16 protein-coding genes and 2 pseudogenes are annotated in these 16672 nt (G+C 69.5%); 10 read left to right on the forward strand and 8 right to left on the reverse strand.

Features of this window, described 5'->3' with window-relative positions:
- Positions 1-1172 (reverse strand): nSTAND1 domain-containing NTPase (locus ACWDVB_RS37015; protein WP_451612035.1); only part of this gene is annotated, 1172 nt, incomplete at its 3' end.
- 299 nt (positions 1173-1471) lie between these two features.
- Between ACWDVB_RS37015 and ACWDVB_RS37020 the strand changes: the two genes are divergently transcribed.
- From ACWDVB_RS37020 to ACWDVB_RS37040, 5 genes are all read left to right on the forward strand, one after another.
- Positions 1472-1906, forward strand: coding sequence for a hypothetical protein (locus ACWDVB_RS37020; RefSeq protein ID WP_451519935.1), 435 nt, complete (start codon positions 1472-1474; stop codon positions 1904-1906).
- A gap of 707 nt (positions 1907-2613) precedes the next feature.
- A complete protein-coding gene (locus tag ACWDVB_RS37025) occupies positions 2614-3504 on the forward strand; it encodes a hypothetical protein (RefSeq protein WP_451519936.1) in 891 nt (296 codons plus the stop codon).
- A gap of 143 nt (positions 3505-3647) precedes the next feature.
- Positions 3648-4073 (forward strand): hypothetical protein, encoded by a 426-nt coding sequence (locus ACWDVB_RS37030; protein ID WP_451612037.1) that lies wholly within the window; start codon positions 3648-3650, stop codon positions 4071-4073.
- Between the two features lie 361 nt (positions 4074-4434).
- Entirely contained in the window at positions 4435-4602 is a 168-nt protein-coding gene (locus tag ACWDVB_RS37035; protein WP_451519829.1) for a hypothetical protein, read from the forward strand.
- A gap of 78 nt (positions 4603-4680) precedes the next feature.
- A complete protein-coding gene (locus ACWDVB_RS37040; RefSeq protein ID WP_451519818.1) occupies positions 4681-5121 on the forward strand; it encodes a hypothetical protein in 441 nt (146 codons plus the stop codon).
- Positions 5122-5149: 28 nt separating this feature from the next.
- Here the strand turns inward: ACWDVB_RS37040 and ACWDVB_RS37045 are convergent.
- The 4 genes and pseudogenes from ACWDVB_RS37045 to ACWDVB_RS37060 form a co-directional block, all read right to left on the reverse strand.
- Positions 5150-5443 (reverse strand): annotated as a pseudogene (locus tag ACWDVB_RS37045) (transposase); the annotation flags it as partial.
- A gap of 38 nt (positions 5444-5481) precedes the next feature.
- Positions 5482-5613 (reverse strand): annotated as a pseudogene (locus ACWDVB_RS37050) (IS5-like element IS4811 family transposase); the annotation flags it as partial.
- Entirely contained in the window at positions 5610-6029 is a 420-nt protein-coding gene (locus ACWDVB_RS37055) for a transposase (RefSeq protein ID WP_451519819.1), read from the reverse strand. The pseudogene ACWDVB_RS37050 and the gene ACWDVB_RS37055, both read right to left, overlap by 4 nt.
- Positions 6030-6841: 812 nt before the next feature.
- Positions 6842-7369 carry an SDR family NAD(P)-dependent oxidoreductase gene (locus ACWDVB_RS37060; RefSeq protein WP_451612036.1) on the reverse strand — a complete coding sequence of 176 codons (528 nt, stop codon included), beginning with the start codon at positions 7367-7369 and terminating at the stop codon, positions 6842-6844.
- Between the two features lie 67 nt (positions 7370-7436).
- Between ACWDVB_RS37060 and ACWDVB_RS37065 the strand changes: the two genes are divergently transcribed.
- On the forward strand, positions 7437-8675 hold the full coding sequence (locus tag ACWDVB_RS37065) for an FUSC family protein (protein WP_451519828.1): 1239 nt from the start codon (positions 7437-7439) through the stop codon (positions 8673-8675).
- Positions 8676-9011: 336 nt separating this feature from the next.
- Here ACWDVB_RS37065 and ACWDVB_RS37070 read toward each other — a convergent pair whose 3' ends face one another.
- A complete protein-coding gene (locus ACWDVB_RS37070) occupies positions 9012-9671 on the reverse strand; it encodes an NADPH-dependent F420 reductase (RefSeq protein WP_451519821.1) in 660 nt (219 codons plus the stop codon).
- A 75-nt stretch (positions 9672-9746) separates the two neighbouring features.
- Here ACWDVB_RS37070 and ACWDVB_RS37075 point away from each other — a divergent pair, with 75 nt between their 5' ends.
- Both ACWDVB_RS37075 and ACWDVB_RS37080 read left to right on the forward strand, forming a co-directional pair.
- Positions 9747-10097, forward strand: a complete 351-nt coding sequence (locus tag ACWDVB_RS37075) for a winged helix-turn-helix transcriptional regulator (protein WP_451519822.1) — start codon at positions 9747-9749, stop codon at positions 10095-10097.
- Between the two features lie 347 nt (positions 10098-10444).
- Complete coding sequence (locus tag ACWDVB_RS37080; RefSeq protein WP_451519823.1) at positions 10445-11386, forward strand: endo-beta-N-acetylglucosaminidase H; 942 nt, start codon at positions 10445-10447, stop codon at positions 11384-11386.
- A 221-nt stretch (positions 11387-11607) separates the two neighbouring features.
- Here ACWDVB_RS37080 and ACWDVB_RS37085 read toward each other — a convergent pair whose 3' ends face one another.
- Both ACWDVB_RS37085 and ACWDVB_RS37090 read right to left on the reverse strand, forming a co-directional pair.
- On the reverse strand, positions 11608-12387 hold the full coding sequence (locus ACWDVB_RS37085; RefSeq protein ID WP_451519824.1) for a thioesterase II family protein: 780 nt from the start codon (positions 12385-12387) through the stop codon (positions 11608-11610).
- Positions 12384-13379, reverse strand: coding sequence for an LLM class flavin-dependent oxidoreductase (locus ACWDVB_RS37090; RefSeq protein WP_451519825.1), 996 nt, complete (start codon positions 13377-13379; stop codon positions 12384-12386). Before ACWDVB_RS37090 ends, ACWDVB_RS37085 begins: the two co-directional genes overlap by 4 nt.
- Positions 13380-13795: 416 nt before the next feature.
- On the opposite strand from ACWDVB_RS37090, the gene ACWDVB_RS37095 reads away from it, so the two are divergent.
- Both ACWDVB_RS37095 and ACWDVB_RS37100 read left to right on the forward strand, forming a co-directional pair.
- Positions 13796-14665 carry an AfsR/SARP family transcriptional regulator gene (locus tag ACWDVB_RS37095; protein ID WP_451519826.1) on the forward strand — a complete coding sequence of 290 codons (870 nt, stop codon included), beginning with the start codon at positions 13796-13798 and terminating at the stop codon, positions 14663-14665.
- A 473-nt stretch (positions 14666-15138) separates the two neighbouring features.
- Positions 15139-16593, forward strand: coding sequence for a flavin-containing monooxygenase (locus ACWDVB_RS37100; protein ID WP_451519827.1), 1455 nt, complete (start codon positions 15139-15141; stop codon positions 16591-16593).
- Positions 16594-16672 lie beyond the last annotated feature (79 nt).

Below are 16672 nucleotides of genomic sequence, written 5' to 3' on the forward strand. Positions count from 1 at the left end.
GTGCCGAGGTCGAGTTCGCTGCGGTCGACCGGGCGCCGGGTGTCTGGGGAGCCTTCGCCGGGGGCGATCAGCCGCAGCAGGATCAGCCGGGCCAGCTGCGCGTGCTCGGGTGCCAGGCGGGTGTAGATCTCCTCGGCGGTCTGCGCGATGGCGCCGTGCATGCCGCCCGCCGCCTGGTACGCCTCCATGGTGAGCGTCCTGCCGTGGCGCCGCCGCCAGGTCTCCCGCAGGGCGTGGGAGAGCAGCGGCAGGCCGCCGGGCTCGCCGTCGGCTTCCTCCACGAGGCGGGCGGTCAGCTCGCGTTCGACGATCAGCCCGGCCGACTGCGCGGGCCGGATGACGGCCTCGCGAAGCTCGGCCGGGCTCATCGGCCCGACCAGCAGGTTGGCCTGGCGCAGGGCGTCGGCGAGTTCCCGGTGCTCGGCGCAGCGTGCGTAGAAGTCTGCGCGTACGCCCAGGACGACGCGCAGCCGGCTTGCGGGCTCGGCGGCGGCCAGCAGGCGGGCAAGGAAGCCGGCCCGCTCGCCGGTGTCGCGGCACAGGGTGAAGATCTCCTCGAACTGGTCCACGACCAGCCAGGTGTCCCCCTCGCCCGCAGCCGGTACGCACACGGCGTCGTGGGTGCGCAGCGGATGCCCGCCCGGGGTGAAGATCCGCACCGCCGCCGGCCGCAGCGGTCCCTCCAGGCTGCGCAGGCGGGGAACCAGCCCCGCCCGCAGCAGAGATGACTTACCGCTGCCGGACGGCCCGAAGACCGCGAACACGCGATGCTCCGCCACCGCACAAACCAGCGCATCGGTCACCTCCTTGCGGCCGAAGAACAGCTCCGCATCGCCCACGTCGAAACGGGCCAGACCACGGTAGGGAGAAGAAACGGCGTCGTCCGCCACCAGGTCGGCCGCCCGGGCCAGCTCCGTGACCGCCTCGCGCCAGCGCCGCTCCCACGCCTTCTGCTCACCACCGCACGCCCGCACATAGGCCATGGCCACCGGCAGCGAGGGCAGCTGCTCCCCTTTGGCCGCTCTGGACAGGGTGGAGACCGAGATCTCCGTCTGCCGGGCCATCTGCCGATAGGTGATGCCGCCCGCTTCCTGGCGCAGCTTGCGCAGCTCGTAGGCGAACCGCTGGATCGGCCCCAGCCTCGGATCGAGGTCTGCCTCCGGACGCCCCATACCGCTTTCCTCCCCCGTGCCGTCCGCGTGAGCAGCAGCGGCGTCTCATCCCAACACCCGTTCCATCACCGTGAAAGGCGCCATCTCGCCAACCCGGGGTCGCGACCTGCTTTGTTTCACGCACGGGACACGGCTGTGCAACAACCCCCAGCCCGATGAACTCGATGCCGAACCACCCGAACGGCACGCCCCCAGTGGCCGCCCTGACGGGGAAACAGGTGATCGAACCACCACGGTTCACACGGCCCGTGGACACACGGCACCAATCGCAGACACCGCAATGATCAGAGAGGAACATCATGGCTCTACTGCACACCCACAAGCGCTCCGCAGCTCTTGGCGTGGCCATTGCCGCGACGGCAACACTGTTCGCCGGCGGCACGGCCCAGGCCGCCCCTGCACAGACCAGCCAGTCCGACATATCCGTGCAGGGATACATTCCCGGCAAGGATGTAGTGGTCGGGCAGTGCAAGGGGTGGCTGAACAAGAGGACGTCCGACGGATACGTCCAGGCCGTCGGACAGTCGTGGAACAACCACGAGTGCGTCTTCGTGCTGCAGCGCAAGCGGCTTGGGTCCGGCGGCTACGACTGGAAGGCCGTCTCAAACGCGTACTGGATCCTGAACTCCAGGAATGCGACCGGATACCACTGGAACGGAACGAACGCGGGCTCTCGCGTCTGCCTGTGGAATTACACGACCGGTGGATCGGCCTGTGGTGCCGGCGCCTGGTAGAAGCCGGTAGACGCACGACAACCCGCGTATGCATACCCGCGTATGCCTACCCGCGTATGCCCTGTACTCCCGAAGCTACGGCGAAGCGAAGTGACAGGTAACTGAGAGTGATACCAAAGGGGTTCCCCCGGGTGTCGGCTTCAGTGCGGCAGCGAGAAGTGACTTGCGCGTGAAGGACCCCGGCCTCGGCTGGGGTCCTTCACTGCTCCGTGGGGGGATGGATCCCGCCGCCGATGCCTTGGCGGGAGTTTCGGTGCCGAGCCATGTGATGAAGGCGAGTGCGGAACCGTCGATAAGTTCGTCGAGCAAGAGAACGCCACCACGGTCGACGGAGCGCCTTCGGACCAGGCGGAGGCCCGGATCCGCTTCTCCGCTCGGAAGCTCGCCCTGCCGCCCGCGCTGTCCATGATCCCGTACGACCCCTTCAGGAACACCGAGAAGGGCCCCGCATCGAGACATCGAGACCGCGCAGATCATCTGGGATGCGCCTGCCGAGCTGCCCATGCGTCAGGTGATCGAAAAGCTCGTCCGCCGCCCCGGCACTCACGTCGGAAGGACAACGGCGTACGACGACCTGGCCGCCGCACGGGAACTGGGCCTGGTGACCCCAGTGCCACGCGCCATGACAGCCGACAGCCCCGCGGGGAGATGTGTGTGAGTGCCTGGAACCCCGCTGTGACTGAGCGCTGATCTGGAAGGATGCGGGCATGCTCAGCAACCAGGCTCCGGCGGGCGGCTTCCACGACGACACCCCCTTCAACGCCCTGTACGAGAGGGCCGCCGCCGAACCCGGCGACCTCGTCTCGGAGGTGCGCACCGCGGTCGAGTCCGGCATGTGCGATCCCCGGGACTCGGTGGAGATGGCGTGCGCGGCGGCGGAGACCGCCGAGGCCGTCGTGACGGCCCTGTCGAGCCCGTGGGCCCTCTACACCCCGCAGGACGCCGCGACGGTCGCCTCCGCACTCTTCGTCCAACTCCAGCACACCGCTGACGCACTCGGAGAGCTCGGGGGCGCACTCGGGCGGATCGGCGAGCGCGGCGAGACGCAGATGTCCGCTCCGGCTGGGCCCGGGCAGCCGGCGAACCTCGGCGACGCCCTGGCCACCCTGCGGTCGGTCTCCGAGCAGATCCACGGCCTGGCCGCCCGGCACGCCTCCACCACCGTGCGCGCTCTCCACGCCGCGCCGGCCTCGGCCCCGAGGCCGGCCGACGTCCACGAGACCGTGGCGGCCGTCGCGGCGCTCCTCGCCGAGCAGCACGGCCAGGCGGTGACGCTGAACCGGCACCACGAGGACGGCGAGTCCGAGGACCCGGACGACGAGTTCGGGTGCGGCTGTGACGTCACGATCCTGGCCGACGACGAGGAGTACACCTTCCACCGTGGCGACTCGGAGTGGTCGCTCACCCAGGAGTCGGACGGCCGGGAGCTGCCCGACGGCACTATCGTCTACGACGCCTACGAAACCCTGAGCACGACGTGGAAGACCGCCCACCCTCAACAGCTCGTCGACGACGTCCTGCGGATCATCGCGCACGACGTGGACGGCTCGCAGGACCTCGCCGGCGGGCTGCGGGCCGTCCCGCCCATCGGTGACTGACCGCTCCCAGCGGGGCTCGCCCTCGCCGCGCGGCCGGACCAGGTAGGTAGTAGGCCTGACGCTGGAGTTCAAGCGCGAGTACTCCTTCGGCCTGGTGAAGACCATCGCGGCGATGGCAGACACCTACGGCGGCATGATCCTGGTTGGCATCGACGACAGGCCGGGCCGGGTGTCGAGCGGGGCGTCGACGTCGACGCCCCCTGGCCGAGGTCTACGGCTCCACTTCCCCTGCTCTGACCGCGACCGTCACCATCGACGTCGTCGCCCGGGTCCGGCGGTACGCCGACAGCATCGAGACCGGGCAGGAGTACCGGTATCCCCTGCCGGACCTGGCGGGCCTGGCGGACCTGCTCGACGACCTCCTCCAGACCGTCGTCGACCCCAAGGTCGTCCCGGAGATCGCCCACATCACGGACATCGACCCCGCCCTGGTTGGCCAGCCGCGCCAGCTCCACCTCGTCGCGGGACCGGCCTCGGCAGTTCCCATGCCGGGGTGGCGGGTGTCGTTCACCAGCCAGGAACCGTTCCACTCGACGTTCCACACCTCGCCCAGGGAACGTCGTGCGTAGTGAACCCGCGGGACGGGCCCACGCTGCCGCTCTTGGTCCTGGTGTTCTCGTATCGCATCCGCAGGTAAGGAACCGGGGTGCGGGAGAGGATCGTCGGCCGGAGCATGCACTTGCACCGCAGAACCGCCCCCTTCAGGCTCTCGTCTCCGCGGAACTCGCACTGGTACGCCGGGAAAACCGCTGAGACGACCTCGTTCAGGGCCTCCTACCGCCGGTGGTAGTAGCCGTACACGGGTGGTGAAGCCGCTGCCACGGCGTCGAACCGGTAGGCGCCGTAAGAGAAGCCGGTGGCGATCGTGAGCGGTCGGGCGTCTGGTCCGCGCCCGAGCCGGTGCTGTCTCGCGAACTCAGGAAGTGGTACGTGGACCAGACGGCCGGGGTCTATCAGCTCGGCGGTGTTGCGGACATCGACTGGTTCCGGGATCCGTTCGACATGACCCGGCTGTACGAGCAGAACCTGGGCGACAATCCGCGCGAGGAGGACATCCTGCTGGCCGGGATGTGGCAACGCTGCGGCTTGAGAACCTGAATTGAAAGGTGCCCACACGTATTGCTCAGGTTCCACCACAGCACGTAACCAGGAAGGCGGACAGCCGTTGAGAAGGGTGTGAACAGTCCCCTACTGACCCGCGCCGCTGTCTGCTTCTCCGTGCTGGTCACCGTCCAGGTGGCGGCGGTCTCCGTGGCCAGGGCCGGGGGCGTGGGTGACCTGCTTTCTCCCGCCCTGAGCAACGGCTGCGGCAACCACGGCCGCGCCGATGCCGGTGCCACCTCGCACGCCCATGGCGGTGCTGCAAGCGGGAGCGGCGTCGGCATTCCCCTCACCGGATCGCTCAACCACTGCGGCGGCGCCGACCTCCCCAACCCGCAGACGGCGCAGGGCCTTTTCGACGGGGTCGTCCGGCCCTACGGCTATTACACCAGTGAGGCACACAGCACGCAGTCCACCCAGAACCAGGACGCGCTCTTCACCCCCTTGCAGGGCGGCGTCACCTGCGTCGGCCTGCTCAACGCGGCGTTGCCACTGAACCCCTGTCCTATCGTGTAGAAAGTCCGATTTTGGACGCAGGACTGTCTCAGGCGGTCCGCACGGTCTCTCCGGGGCGGGGAGGGGCGGCGCTGGGATGGGCGGGCAAGCGGGTGAGTCGGCGCAGCATCAGCCGGATCGCCGCGAGGGTGAGCATCGCCTCGGCGCTCTCGGGAAGCCGTTCATGATCCCTGACCAGGCGCCGGGCGTGCACGATCCAGGCCCAAGACCATTCCACGACCCAGCGGCGCGGCAGGACGACGAAGCCCTGAGCACCTGCAGGCCGGCTGGTGGTATGGACGGTGAGTTGCAGTTCGGTCCTGGCCCATTCGGTGGACGGGCCGCGGTAGGCGGAATCGCCCGGACGACAGCGAGTTCGGGATGGAACCGGCGGGCCCGCAGCAGCAGTTCCTTCGCCGGTCTGCTGTCATGAAGTGCGGCGGAGGTGACCAGGGCATCGACCGGCAGACGGTGCGTCTCGGTCAGCAGGTGCCGCTTCCGCCCGTTGATCATTTTGCCGCCGTCTCAGCCCCGGGTGTCCTTGCCGACGGTTGCCGATGCCTTGCCGACTGGGAGTCGAGCACCGTGGCCACCGCGTGCGGGGACGTACCCATCCGGCAGCGGACCTCGCGCCGCGGATGGTCACGGAGCATGTCCCACACCCCGGACTTGGTCCAGCGCCGGAAGAAGCCGCAGACGGTCGGGGACGGCGGGAAATCCGCAGGCAGGGACCGCCACCGGCAGCCCTCGGAGCACACGTACGGAATCGCGTCGAAGATGGCCCGGCGGGGATGCCTCGGACCTGCCACCGCGCGCTGTGCTCCAGGCCGGCGGCGGCAGTAAGGGCTCGATGAGCGGCCACTCTTCGTCCGTGGTGTCCGAGTCCGTGGTGTCCGAGGGAATTCAAGTTCTGAGACGGACTCCGACATGTCGTACGCCCTGCTCGACCCGGGCGACAGCGACCAGGACGGCGAGTGGGCGCTCCACGTCTACAAGGGCTGGGGCGGGGCGGTGAACTGCCTGATCGTTACCCGTCGTTCCGCGCGTACATGGAGGCATGTACTGCGGCTTCCACTCCGACCGGGTGGAGAGACCCGACTTCATGAACGCGACCACGCTCGCCCAGGACGCCCATGTGGAAGAGGCGCGCCTGATGGCCCTGCGCGCGGACAGTACGAGAAAGCCCTGCCCCTGCTCGAGGAGGCGCTGTCCTTCGGGCGGCCACGGAGCGCCGTCCTGCTGAGCCAGCTCCGGCATCTGCTGGCTCCGCGCAGCTCCCGGGGATACGGCAACCTGGTGGCCGACCCGCGCTACCTGCCGGAGCTCCTCCCCGTGGAGGCCATGACGTCGGCAAGCGGCGAATGGCGGCTGGGCGGGACGACCACTGGCTGGGCTGGGACAACCACTGGCTGGGCGGGGACGACCACTGGCTGGGGATGATGGCCGCCGCGGGGCGGCCCGGGAGACCGCCGAGGCCGTACCTGGACAGCTACTGCAATGGCCCCTTTATCGACCATCCTGGGAGATATCGCCGTCTATTGGTGCAGATCGGTCTGCGGTGCGTTGGTTCCCCCGACCACACCACCGAGTAGCCGACCAGGTGTCGGACAGGGCACAGGGCGATCAGGAGGCGTCGCCGTCTCCGGCCGAAGCTGGGCCGGCAGATCCGCTCGCGTTCCACCTCCCCAGCGATGACTGCCCGTTCCCGTTCCCGTTCCGTCCCGCCACGCTGTTCGATGTGTCAGGACCTGTGTGAGTAGCCCCGTGTCCGCCCTTGGCCGCGCAGCAGGGCGCCGCTCCGACGCGCGGCCGCCTGGGAGCACAGGAACGGCACGACCAGGTCGACGTCGAGCACGTCCCGCGCGGCGTCGTACGTCATGTCGAGGAAGGGCGTGGCCGTGCCGGTGCCGTACGTCGTTCGCCAGTATGTCGATGCGGCCGGGTTCCGGGTCGGCTCGTCGACGACGTCGGCGGCTTCCGGCAGCCGCGTCACCTCCAGGTGTGCGACGGCGGCGCGACGCCCGCGGCCGCGGACCTCCTCGGCGGTCTGCCGCCCGCCGTCCTCGCCGGTTCGCCACGTGATGCGCGCGTCCCTACCCTGCGCGGCGAGCCGGACGGCGGTGGAGCGGCCGATGCCGATGCCGGAGCCGGAGCCGGTGACGACGGTGACGGGGGTGCCCGGTTCACGGGTGGGTTCGTCGTGCCTCCTTGGCGGGGGGGCCGGAACTGGGGTCAGGACTTGGGCGACACCACGTGACGGGTGGTGCAAAACGGCGTCTGGGGGGTTCCTGGTGCTGAAGTGTGGTGAGGCGCTCATGATCGGGCACGTGAAGGGGATGCCGGACGTATCAGCACCCGTGATCAAACTGGTGCGGCGGACCACCGAACCCGTCGCGGCGCAGACGCTGCGTTCCACGGCCGCCGCCGTCATCTCCTTCGTCGTCGCCCTGATGGTCCTGCCCGCGCAACCCGCTCCCCTGACGGCCCCGCTGACCGCGCTCCTGGTCGTCCAGGTCACCCTGTACGCGACCCTCACCACCGGCATCCGGCGCGTGAACTCCGTCGTCGTCGGTGTCCTCATCGCCATCGGCTTCACCTCCCTGGTCGGGCTGACCTGGTGGAGCCTGGGCCTGACGATCTTCACCTCGCTGATCATCGGCCGTTTCGTGCGGGTGAGCGAGTTCGTGCCCGAGGTGGCGATCAGCGCGATGTTGGTCCTGGGGGTCTCCCAGGCCACGTCGGTGGCCTGGCACCGAGTGCTGGAGACGCTGATCGGCGCCGGGGTGGGCCTGCTGTTCAACCTGCTGTTCGCACCCCCGGTGTGGACGCAGTCGGCGGGGACGTCCATCGACGGGCTGGCGCGCGGGATGGGCCACATGTTCCGCACCATGGGCGCGGAGATCGCCAAGGGCCACCTCCCGTTCCCGCACGCGGCCGCCCGGCTGCACGAAGCGCGGCGGCTGGACCACGACATCGTGGAGGTCGACGCCTCGCTGCGGCAGGCGGAGGAGAGCCTGCGGATGAACCCGCGCGTACGGGAGGGACTGCTGTCCCGGGTGGTGCTTCGGACGGGTCTTGACACCCTGGAGATCTGCGCGGTGGTGCTGCGGGTGCTGACCCGGAGCCTGACCGACCTGGCGAAGTTCCGTACGGAGGAGTCGCTGTTCCCGCCGGACGTGTCGGCCGGCCTCCAGGAACTGTTCGAGCAGGTGGCCGAAGCCATCGAGAGCTTCGCCCGGCTGATCACCACCCAGGTGGCCGCCAACGCGGAGCAGGCCGAGGAGCGGCTGACCGCCGCCCTGGCCGCGAGCCGGCTCACCCGCGACCGGGTCGCCGAGATGCTGCTGGAGGACGTGCAGGAGCATCCCAGGCAGTGGCAGCTGCACGGCGCGCTGCTCGCCGAGATCGACCGGATCCTCGACGAGCTGGACCTCAACAAACGCACCGAGCGCCTCATGCAGGAGCTGGACCGCCGCTCGGCGGAGGTCAGCGAGCGCTACCCGCGGCTCGCGGCGCTGCGCCGCCGGCTGCGCGGCGAGAGCGGCAGGGAGCGGCGGCCTTCCGTGGAGACCTGAGACCCACAGGTGTGGAGCACGTGCGCGGTGTCCGCTGACCGAGGAGAGAGGAGGCAGGCGTACGTGTCACAGCGACCGAGGAGAGAGGAGGCAGGCGTACGTGTCACAGCGACCGAGGAGAGAGGAGGCAGGCGTACGTGTCACAGCTGAGGGCCCGGCATCCGCGTACAACACACAGGTGCGGGCCCCGTGGACCGCGGCGCACCGGGTTCCGAGACGCACGTCCTGCCGGGCGTGAACTGACTGCCCCCTCCTCATCGGAGTCCCGGTCGGCAGCGCCCACGACAGAGCGGAAGGGCAAGGGCTGAGACCTCCTCACGCAATGCCCGGTACGTCTCACACGTCCTGAGCTCTTGGGCCTGTCGCGTACGCCAAGGGGGGTGCGATCGCTCGTACGTCCGCCTGCTCCGCCACCCACAGTCCGATGAACAGTGCCGCGGTCGCCTCCAGCAGTCCGGCGCGTTCCAGTCCGCCCCCGGCCACCGGCTCGCAGCCCACGTCCCGCACCAGTTCGTACACCCGCTTGAGTGCGGCCTCATCGTCCCCGCAGACCGGAACCGCGAGTGGTTGACCGTCGAAAACGGGCGGAGTCATCCGCCACACGTCCTCGTGACAGAGGTTGAACGCCTTGACGACCTGCGCACCCGGTGCCGCCGCAGCCAGTCGGCACGTCGCCGAGGGGCCCCCTTCGGTCAGCAGCCGGAAGCCGGGTCCGACCGGATTGGCACAGTCGAGCAGGGTCTTCCCGCTCAGTGCCGCCTGGAGCTCCTCGACGACGTCTGCCCCCGCGCCGTACGGCAGCGCGGCCAGTACGACCTCACCGAAGTCCGCCGCCGCGTGCAGACTCCCATGTCCCGTACCTCCCCCGATGCGCGTCGCGAGCCGCTGGGCCTTCAGTTCGTCCCGGCCTCCGACGAACACCTCGTGGCCGGCCCGCCCCCAGTGCGTGGCCAGTGCGTCCGCCATGTTCCCCGTTCCCAGCACGCCGATCTTCATCGATTCGCCTCTCTCCGCGCTTGTTCCCACTGCTTCGGGACGACACTAGGAAATTCGTCAGGCACCATTTGGTACGTGACGACCGACGCCTATCTCGCCGACTGCCGCGCCCGCCTCGCCTTCGACCTTCTCTCCAACACGTGGAACGCGGTGCTGATCTGGGTCCTGCGGGACGGTCCCAGGCGCCCCGGTGAACTCCGCGAGCGCATCGGCGGCATCAGCCCCAAGGTCTTGACAGAGACGCTGCGGCGGCTGGAGTTCAACGGGCTGGTGGAGCGACGCGCCTATGCCGAAGCGCCGCCCCGTGTCGAGTACGGACTCACCGCTTTGGGAAAGACGCTGCTCGGCCCGATCGACGCGTTCGGTGCCTGGGCCTTCGAGCACGGTGATGAGGTCATGGCCGCTCAGGACCGGAACGGCGAGTGAGTTCAGGCTGCGACCTCCACTCCGGCACGCGTGACGCGGCTGCACCGCGATGAGGTCGAGCGCCGCCGGCGGATCAGCGCACGCCCCGGAGTGACGGGGCCGGCCGCGCTTGCCCCGCACGGGCGGCACCGCTGAACAGGTCGTAGTCCCGGCCCGTGTCCGCCACCGTATACCGTCGAACAGCTGCCGCCTGGGCCGTATCGGACGGGGCGCGACGGGCGTGCGAGCTGCGAGAAGTTCGCGCACGACTCTGGGGGTTCGGTCACGGGAGTGGAAAACTCGCAGGGCTCACTCGGCGCTTTCGAACACGTCGGGCGCCGACCCTTGCGATGGGAGACCGATCAACGATGTTCACTCTGGTACGGAGCAGAGTGCGGACGGCCGCGCTCGCGCTCTCGGCCGTCGCGGCCCTCACCTTCTCCACGACCGCCACGACCGGCGCGGCAGCGGCCCCCGCTCCTGCTCCCGCTCCCGCTCCCGCTCCCGCGAAACAGGGACCGACCTCGGTGGCGTACGTCGAGGTGAACGACAACAGCATGCTGAACGTCGGCAAGTACACCCTCGCCAACGGTGGCGGCAACGTCTTCGACGTCGCCGTGATCTTCGCGGCGAACATCAACTACGACACAAGTACGAAGGCGGCATATCTGCACTTCAACGAGAACGTGCAGCGTGTCCTCGACAACGCCGCCACAGAGATACGGCCGTTGCAGCAGAAGGGCATCAAGGTCGTCCTCTCGGTGCTCGGCAACCACCAGGGTGCCGGCTTCGCCAACTTCCCGTCCCGGCAAGCCGCTTCGGCGTTCGCGAAGCAGTTGTCGGACACCGTGGCCAAGTACGGGCTCGACGGCATCGACTTCGACGACGAGTACGCCGAATACGGCAACAACGGCACCGGTCAGCCCAACAGCAGCTCGTTCGTGCACTTGGTGACGGCGCTGCGCGCGAACATGCCGGACAAGATCATCAGCCTCTACAACATCGGCCCGGCCGCGTCGCGCCTCTCCTACGGCGGCGTCGACGTCTCCTCCAAGTTCGATTACACCTGGAACCCGTACTACGGCACCTGGCAGGTCCCCGGCATCGCACTGCCCAAGGCCAAGCTGTCGCCGGCGGCCGTCGAGATCGGCCGGACCTCGCAGAGCACGGCCGCGAGCCTCGCCCGCCGCACCGTCCGCGAGGGGTACGGCGTGTATCTGACGTACAACCTCGACGGCGCCGATCGCAGCGCCGATGTCTCCGCGTTCACCCGGGAGTTGTACGGCAGTGACGCCGCCTACACGCCGTAAGGCGACCACACGACTCGGTGTACAACGCTCCCCCGGGGCTTGCCTCATCCAGTAGGGGCATAGCCCGTGCACGCCGCGCCTTCGACAACGTTGTCGGGGGCGCGGTGCGGGGCGACCATGCGTCTCACGGGCGGCGTTGGCCTGCCAGTCACCGCCGCGGTTGAGGCGACGGTATCTTGCACCTGGTCAGGCCCACACCATCCGCATCCGGCAATGATCCCTCAGGCCCGCGCGGCCAGTCTGCGCAGGTGGCGGTGCAGGCTGTACTGGACCGCCGCGGCGTGTTCGAAGTGGTAGAAGTGGCTGCCGGGGAATTGGGTCACGCCGAGGAAGTCCGTGCAGTGGTCCGCCCAGGCGGCCATGCCGCCCGGTGCGGCGATCGGGTCCGAGGTGCCGCAGTAGGCCGCGACCGGGCAGGGCGCCGGTTCGCCGTCCTCGCGCAGGCTGCCCGCGGTCAGGAAGTCGGCGCGCAGGGCGGGCATGATCGAGGCCAGGGTGGCCGGGTCCAGCGTCGCGCCCTCCGCCATCAGGCCCAGTTGCCCTACCCGGGCGAGGAGTTCGGCGTCCGACATGGTGGCCACCCGGTCCAGCTCGGCGGCCGGTTCCAGTCCCGGGGCCCATGCCGAGACGGCCAGGAGTTCGGGGGGCGGCAGGCCGCTCCAGACCGCCGCCACGGACAGCCGGTAGGCGAGCAGCCCTCCGAAACTGTGACCGAAGAGCAGGTAGGGGCGGCCGTCGAGTTCCGCTTCGAACGCCTCCACCAGCGCTTCCAGCAGCACTGTCACATCGGTGAACGGCTCCTCGGCCAGCCGTTCCTGGCGGCCGGGCAGTTGCAGCGTTCGTACCTCCATCGTGGAGGGCAAGGTGGCCGCCCATGCCTGGTAGGCCGGGGCCGTGCCGCCTGCGTGCGGAAGGAGGAAGGCTTGATGTTCGGCGTTCGGGTCGGCCCCGGAGCTGGTGAACCAGCGGGCGCCTCGAGTACTGCCGGTGGTGGTCGTCATGCGCTCTCCTGATCCGTCTGGCGGGCCTTGGACACCAGTACGTCCGCGACCTCCCGCAAATGTGTCTCCGGCCGCAAGGACCCGATGCGGAGCACGATGTGGCGGGCGCCCGCCCGCACGTAATCGGCCACACGCTGCGCGCAGTGCTCACTCGGGCCCCACGCATAGGCCTGGATCGCCTTCATCTCCTCCAGAGAGCGGCCGTAGCAGTGCTCCAGGTAGTCGTCCAGCTCGACCCTGGCGCCTCGTTCGTCCGGGCCCACGGTGACCGTCAGGTACAGGGCCGGGGTCACCGCGCCGGCCCGGCGTCCCGCGCGTCGGCAGAGGTACTCCAGGCGTTGCCGAGCGCGGGCGTAGGCCTCGGCCGACGTGAGGAACGGCAGCCAGCCGTCGTAGAGGAGGGCCGCCCGTTCCAGCACGCCGGCGGTGCCGTCGGCGGCGAGCCACAGCGGCGGTCCGTCGGGCGCGGCGGGGCAGACCAGTCGGTCCAGGCCCTCCGCCTGCCAGTGCCGACCCGCGAAGCGGCTCGGTGCGCCGGGCCGGGTGCTGCTCCAGGCCGTCCGCCACAGCGCGGTGATCTCGTCGAGCCGGTCGCCCTCGTCGGCCTCCGGGGCGCCCACGGCGGCCAGTTCCTCGTCGGTCTCCGGCGCCGGGAAACCCGTACCCACTCCGAGGACGAGCCGGCCGGAGGTGACGTGGTCCAGACTGCTGATCATGCTCGCGGCCACAAGGGGGTGCCGCAGCGCGGGAGTCAGGGCCGCTGTGCCCAGGAGCACCTGGCGGGTCACCGCGCCCGCGGCGGACAGCACCACCATGGGGTCGAGCCGGGGGCGCGCGGTGAGCGAGTCGCCCGTCCACAGGGAGTCGAAGCCGAGTTCTTCGGCCCGTCGGGCGAAGTCCAGCAGGGGCGCGACGCTGTACTCGCCGAGGATCGCCTGCTCCCTGGTCGGCAGCAGGACCCCTACGCGGAGCGGCTGACGGGCAGCCCCCATCGCACACCTCTTTCTTGAATCGTGGTCAGCGGTTCCTGCGATCCAAGCAGCCGTTCCTGACAGGTTCCTGATCGCCCGGTGAAAGCGGGCGGAGCGGCCGGGGTGATGGCCCGTGGTGAACCGGCCACCCGCGCCCAGCATCACCGGTATCTCAATTGCCTGCGACTATTGGAATAACTGTTAATGCTGCGCCCGAACCGGCCATGGCTGGGACGGAACAGCCCGCGCACAGGCATGGAAAACGCGCCTTTTCACTGTCCGACATGCACCCATCCGCCCCGACATCACCGCCGGGAACCGGCTTTGCTGCAGCGAGCACGCACTGGCGTGGAAGCGACGCCTGCCCCCCTTGCGCACTTGCGGTTATGAAGGGAGCCGGAGTCAATAAAGGGAACCATTCACGACAGGAGGAAAAAGTGATCATCTATTCGCAGTTCAAGGATGCGCGCCGGAAGAGCGACCCGATACCGCCGTCCGGGTCCCAGGCACCGGCCGCTTCCGGAACCGGTCCGGTCTTCGCGTTTCTGGGGCCGCTGGAAGTGCGCGCGGGCGACCGCGCATACACCGTCGGCGGGAACCGGCAGCGCACCCTGCTGGCGGCACTGCTGGTGAGCCCGGGCCGTCCGCTCTCCGCCGAGCAGCTGTACACGGAACTGTGGGGGGAGAACCCGCCGCCCACCTTCGAGAATTCGCTCCAGGCCCACGTCTACCGGTTACGCCGGACGCTGCAGCAGACGGCGGGCCCGGACGGGACGGCGCCCGAGCTGCTCACGCGCTCGTCGGGTTACGTCCTGGAGGTGGACGGCGAGGAGACCGACGCGGCGGCCTTCCGCCGACTGGCCGGCCAGGCCCGCGCGTGCACTCGGCACAGCCCCGCGCAGGCGCACCGGCTGCTCGACGAGGCTCTCGCGCTCTGGCGCGGCGCGCCCTTCCAGGACGTCGCCCAGGGGCCGATGTCGCAGAGCGTCGCTCTGGCGCTGGAGGAGGAGCAGCTGTGCGCCGTCGAGGACAAGCTCTGGCTGGAGATCCAGCTGGCGGACCCGGTGCACAGCATCAGCGAGTTGAAGCGCATGCGCACCATCCATCCCTGGCGGGAGCGCTTGACCGAGATGCTCATGCTGGCCCTGTACCGGACCGGTCGGCAGGCCGAGGCGGTGGAGACGTACAACAGCACGCGGCACAGGCTGGCGAGCGAGCTGGGGGTGGAGCCCTCGGTCAAGCTGCGCGAGCGGCTGCGGGAGATCCTCAACCAGGCTCCCTCGCTGGACGCGGTCGTCCCCGCGTAGGCGGTGAGGTCAGGCCGCCGCTGCGTGACGAGGCTGCGGCAGTACGCCCGGAGAGAGGCGGGGGTGTACTGCCGCAGCCTCGTCTTGTTCCCTTGTCCGAGAACTCCGATTCGGTTCTCGGTTGCCAGTTCTCGGTTCTCGGTTCTTGGTTCTCGGGAGTCTGTAGCGCGTCAGCCGCGCGTCAGTGCACTGCGCGAGAATATTCCTCGAGCAAACTCCACCACGGGAATTCGGACCGGGAGGAAGAGCGGCGCGGGTTGAGTGACACCCGCCCCTTTCGCATTTCCTATCGCAAAGGTTCACGCTACTCTCGGGTAATTCTTCGTCTTCTTCTTCCCCTTATTTTGCGGCACTCTTGCCGAATGCGCCGACGCGGCTGTTTGTTCGGGACAGTCCATCAGCCGACCTTCAGCCGTCGATCAGCACCGCTGGCCATGGTGGTCGGCGGAAGAGGCACTACGAAGGGGATGATTATGGACGAGGACTTTGAGGTCGTCATCATCGGCGCCGGGATGTCGGGCCTCGGCATGGCCGCCCGTCTCAAGGAGGCCGGACGGCACGCGTTCACGGTTCTGGAGAAGGCCGCCTCGATCGGCGGGACCTGGCGCGACAACACGTACCCCGGCGCGGCCTGCGACGTGCAGTCCCACCTGTACTGGTACTCCTTCGGCGAACAGCCCGACTGGACGCGCACCTACGCCGGGCAGCCGGAGATCCTGCGCAACCTCGAACGGTTCGCCAAGAGCCACCGGTTGGATGAGCACATCCGCCTCGGCGTGGAGGTCACCCAGGCCGCGTGGTCGGACGAGGACGGCGCCTGGCTGCTGCGCACCTCACGTGGTGAGCGGCTGCGGGCCCGCGTGCTGATCACGGCGTGGGGGCAGCTCGACCGGCCGGCCTGGGCGCGCGTCGAGGGCGCGGACCACTTCGAGGGGACACAGGTGCACACGGCGCGCTGGCCCGACGAGCTGGATCTGACGGGCAAGCGGGTCGCCTGCATCGGCAACGCGGCCAGCGCCGTCCAGCTGGTGCCCGCCATCGCGGAGGCCACCGAGCAGCTGATGGTGTTCCAGCGGTCCGCCAACTACCTCCTCCCGCGCGAGGACCGGGCGCTGGCGGACGACGAGCGTGCCGCGCTGCTCGCCGAGCCGCACCGCTACGCCACTCTGCGCGAGGGCCTCTACCGTGAGCGCGACGGCTGGGCCACCGGCCTGCGCGACGACGGCAATCCGGTGCGGGAGGAGTTCCTGCGGGTGGCGGGAGAACATCTGGCCACGCAGGTCGCCGACGCCCGGCTCCGCGACCGGCTCACCCCCGACTACGCCTTCGGCTGCAAGCGGGTGCTGATGAGCGACGACTACTACCCGGCGCTGTCCCGCGCCAACGTCGAACTGGTGACGGAGCCCATCGCCAGGATCGAGCCGGAAGGCATACGGACCACGGACGGGCGGCGGCACGACGTCGACATGATCGTGCACGCCACCGGCTTCCAGCCGCTCGACCGCACCGGCGGGGTGGAGGTCATCGGACGGAACCTGCTGAGGCTGCGCGAGGCGTGGAAGGAGGGGCCCGAGGCGTATCTCGGCGTGACGGTCAGCGGCTTCCCCAACATGTTCATGCTCTACGGCCCGAACACCAATCTGGGCCACCACTCGATCCTGTTCATGGTGGAGAGCCAGATCGCGTACGTGCTTCAGGCGCTCGCGTCCCTCGACGCCGGCCGGGACCGCACCCTGGACGTCATCCCCGAGGTGCAGCGGCGCTACAACGAGGACCTCCAACGTGACCTCGCGGGCACGGCCTTCGCCGCCGGCTGCGGCAGTTGGTACACGACGGGCGACGGCCGCGTGGTCAACAACTGGTCCTCCAGCATCGAGGCCTACCGGGAGCGCACCGCGGTCTTCTCGCCGCAGGACTACACCGGATAGGTGTTCGTGGCCTCGCATGCCGCGCATGCGGCGGTGGCCCGCCCCCTCGTCGAACCGAGGGGGCGGGCCACCGCCGTAT

This window comes from Streptomyces sp. NPDC003379 (assembly GCF_053589195.1).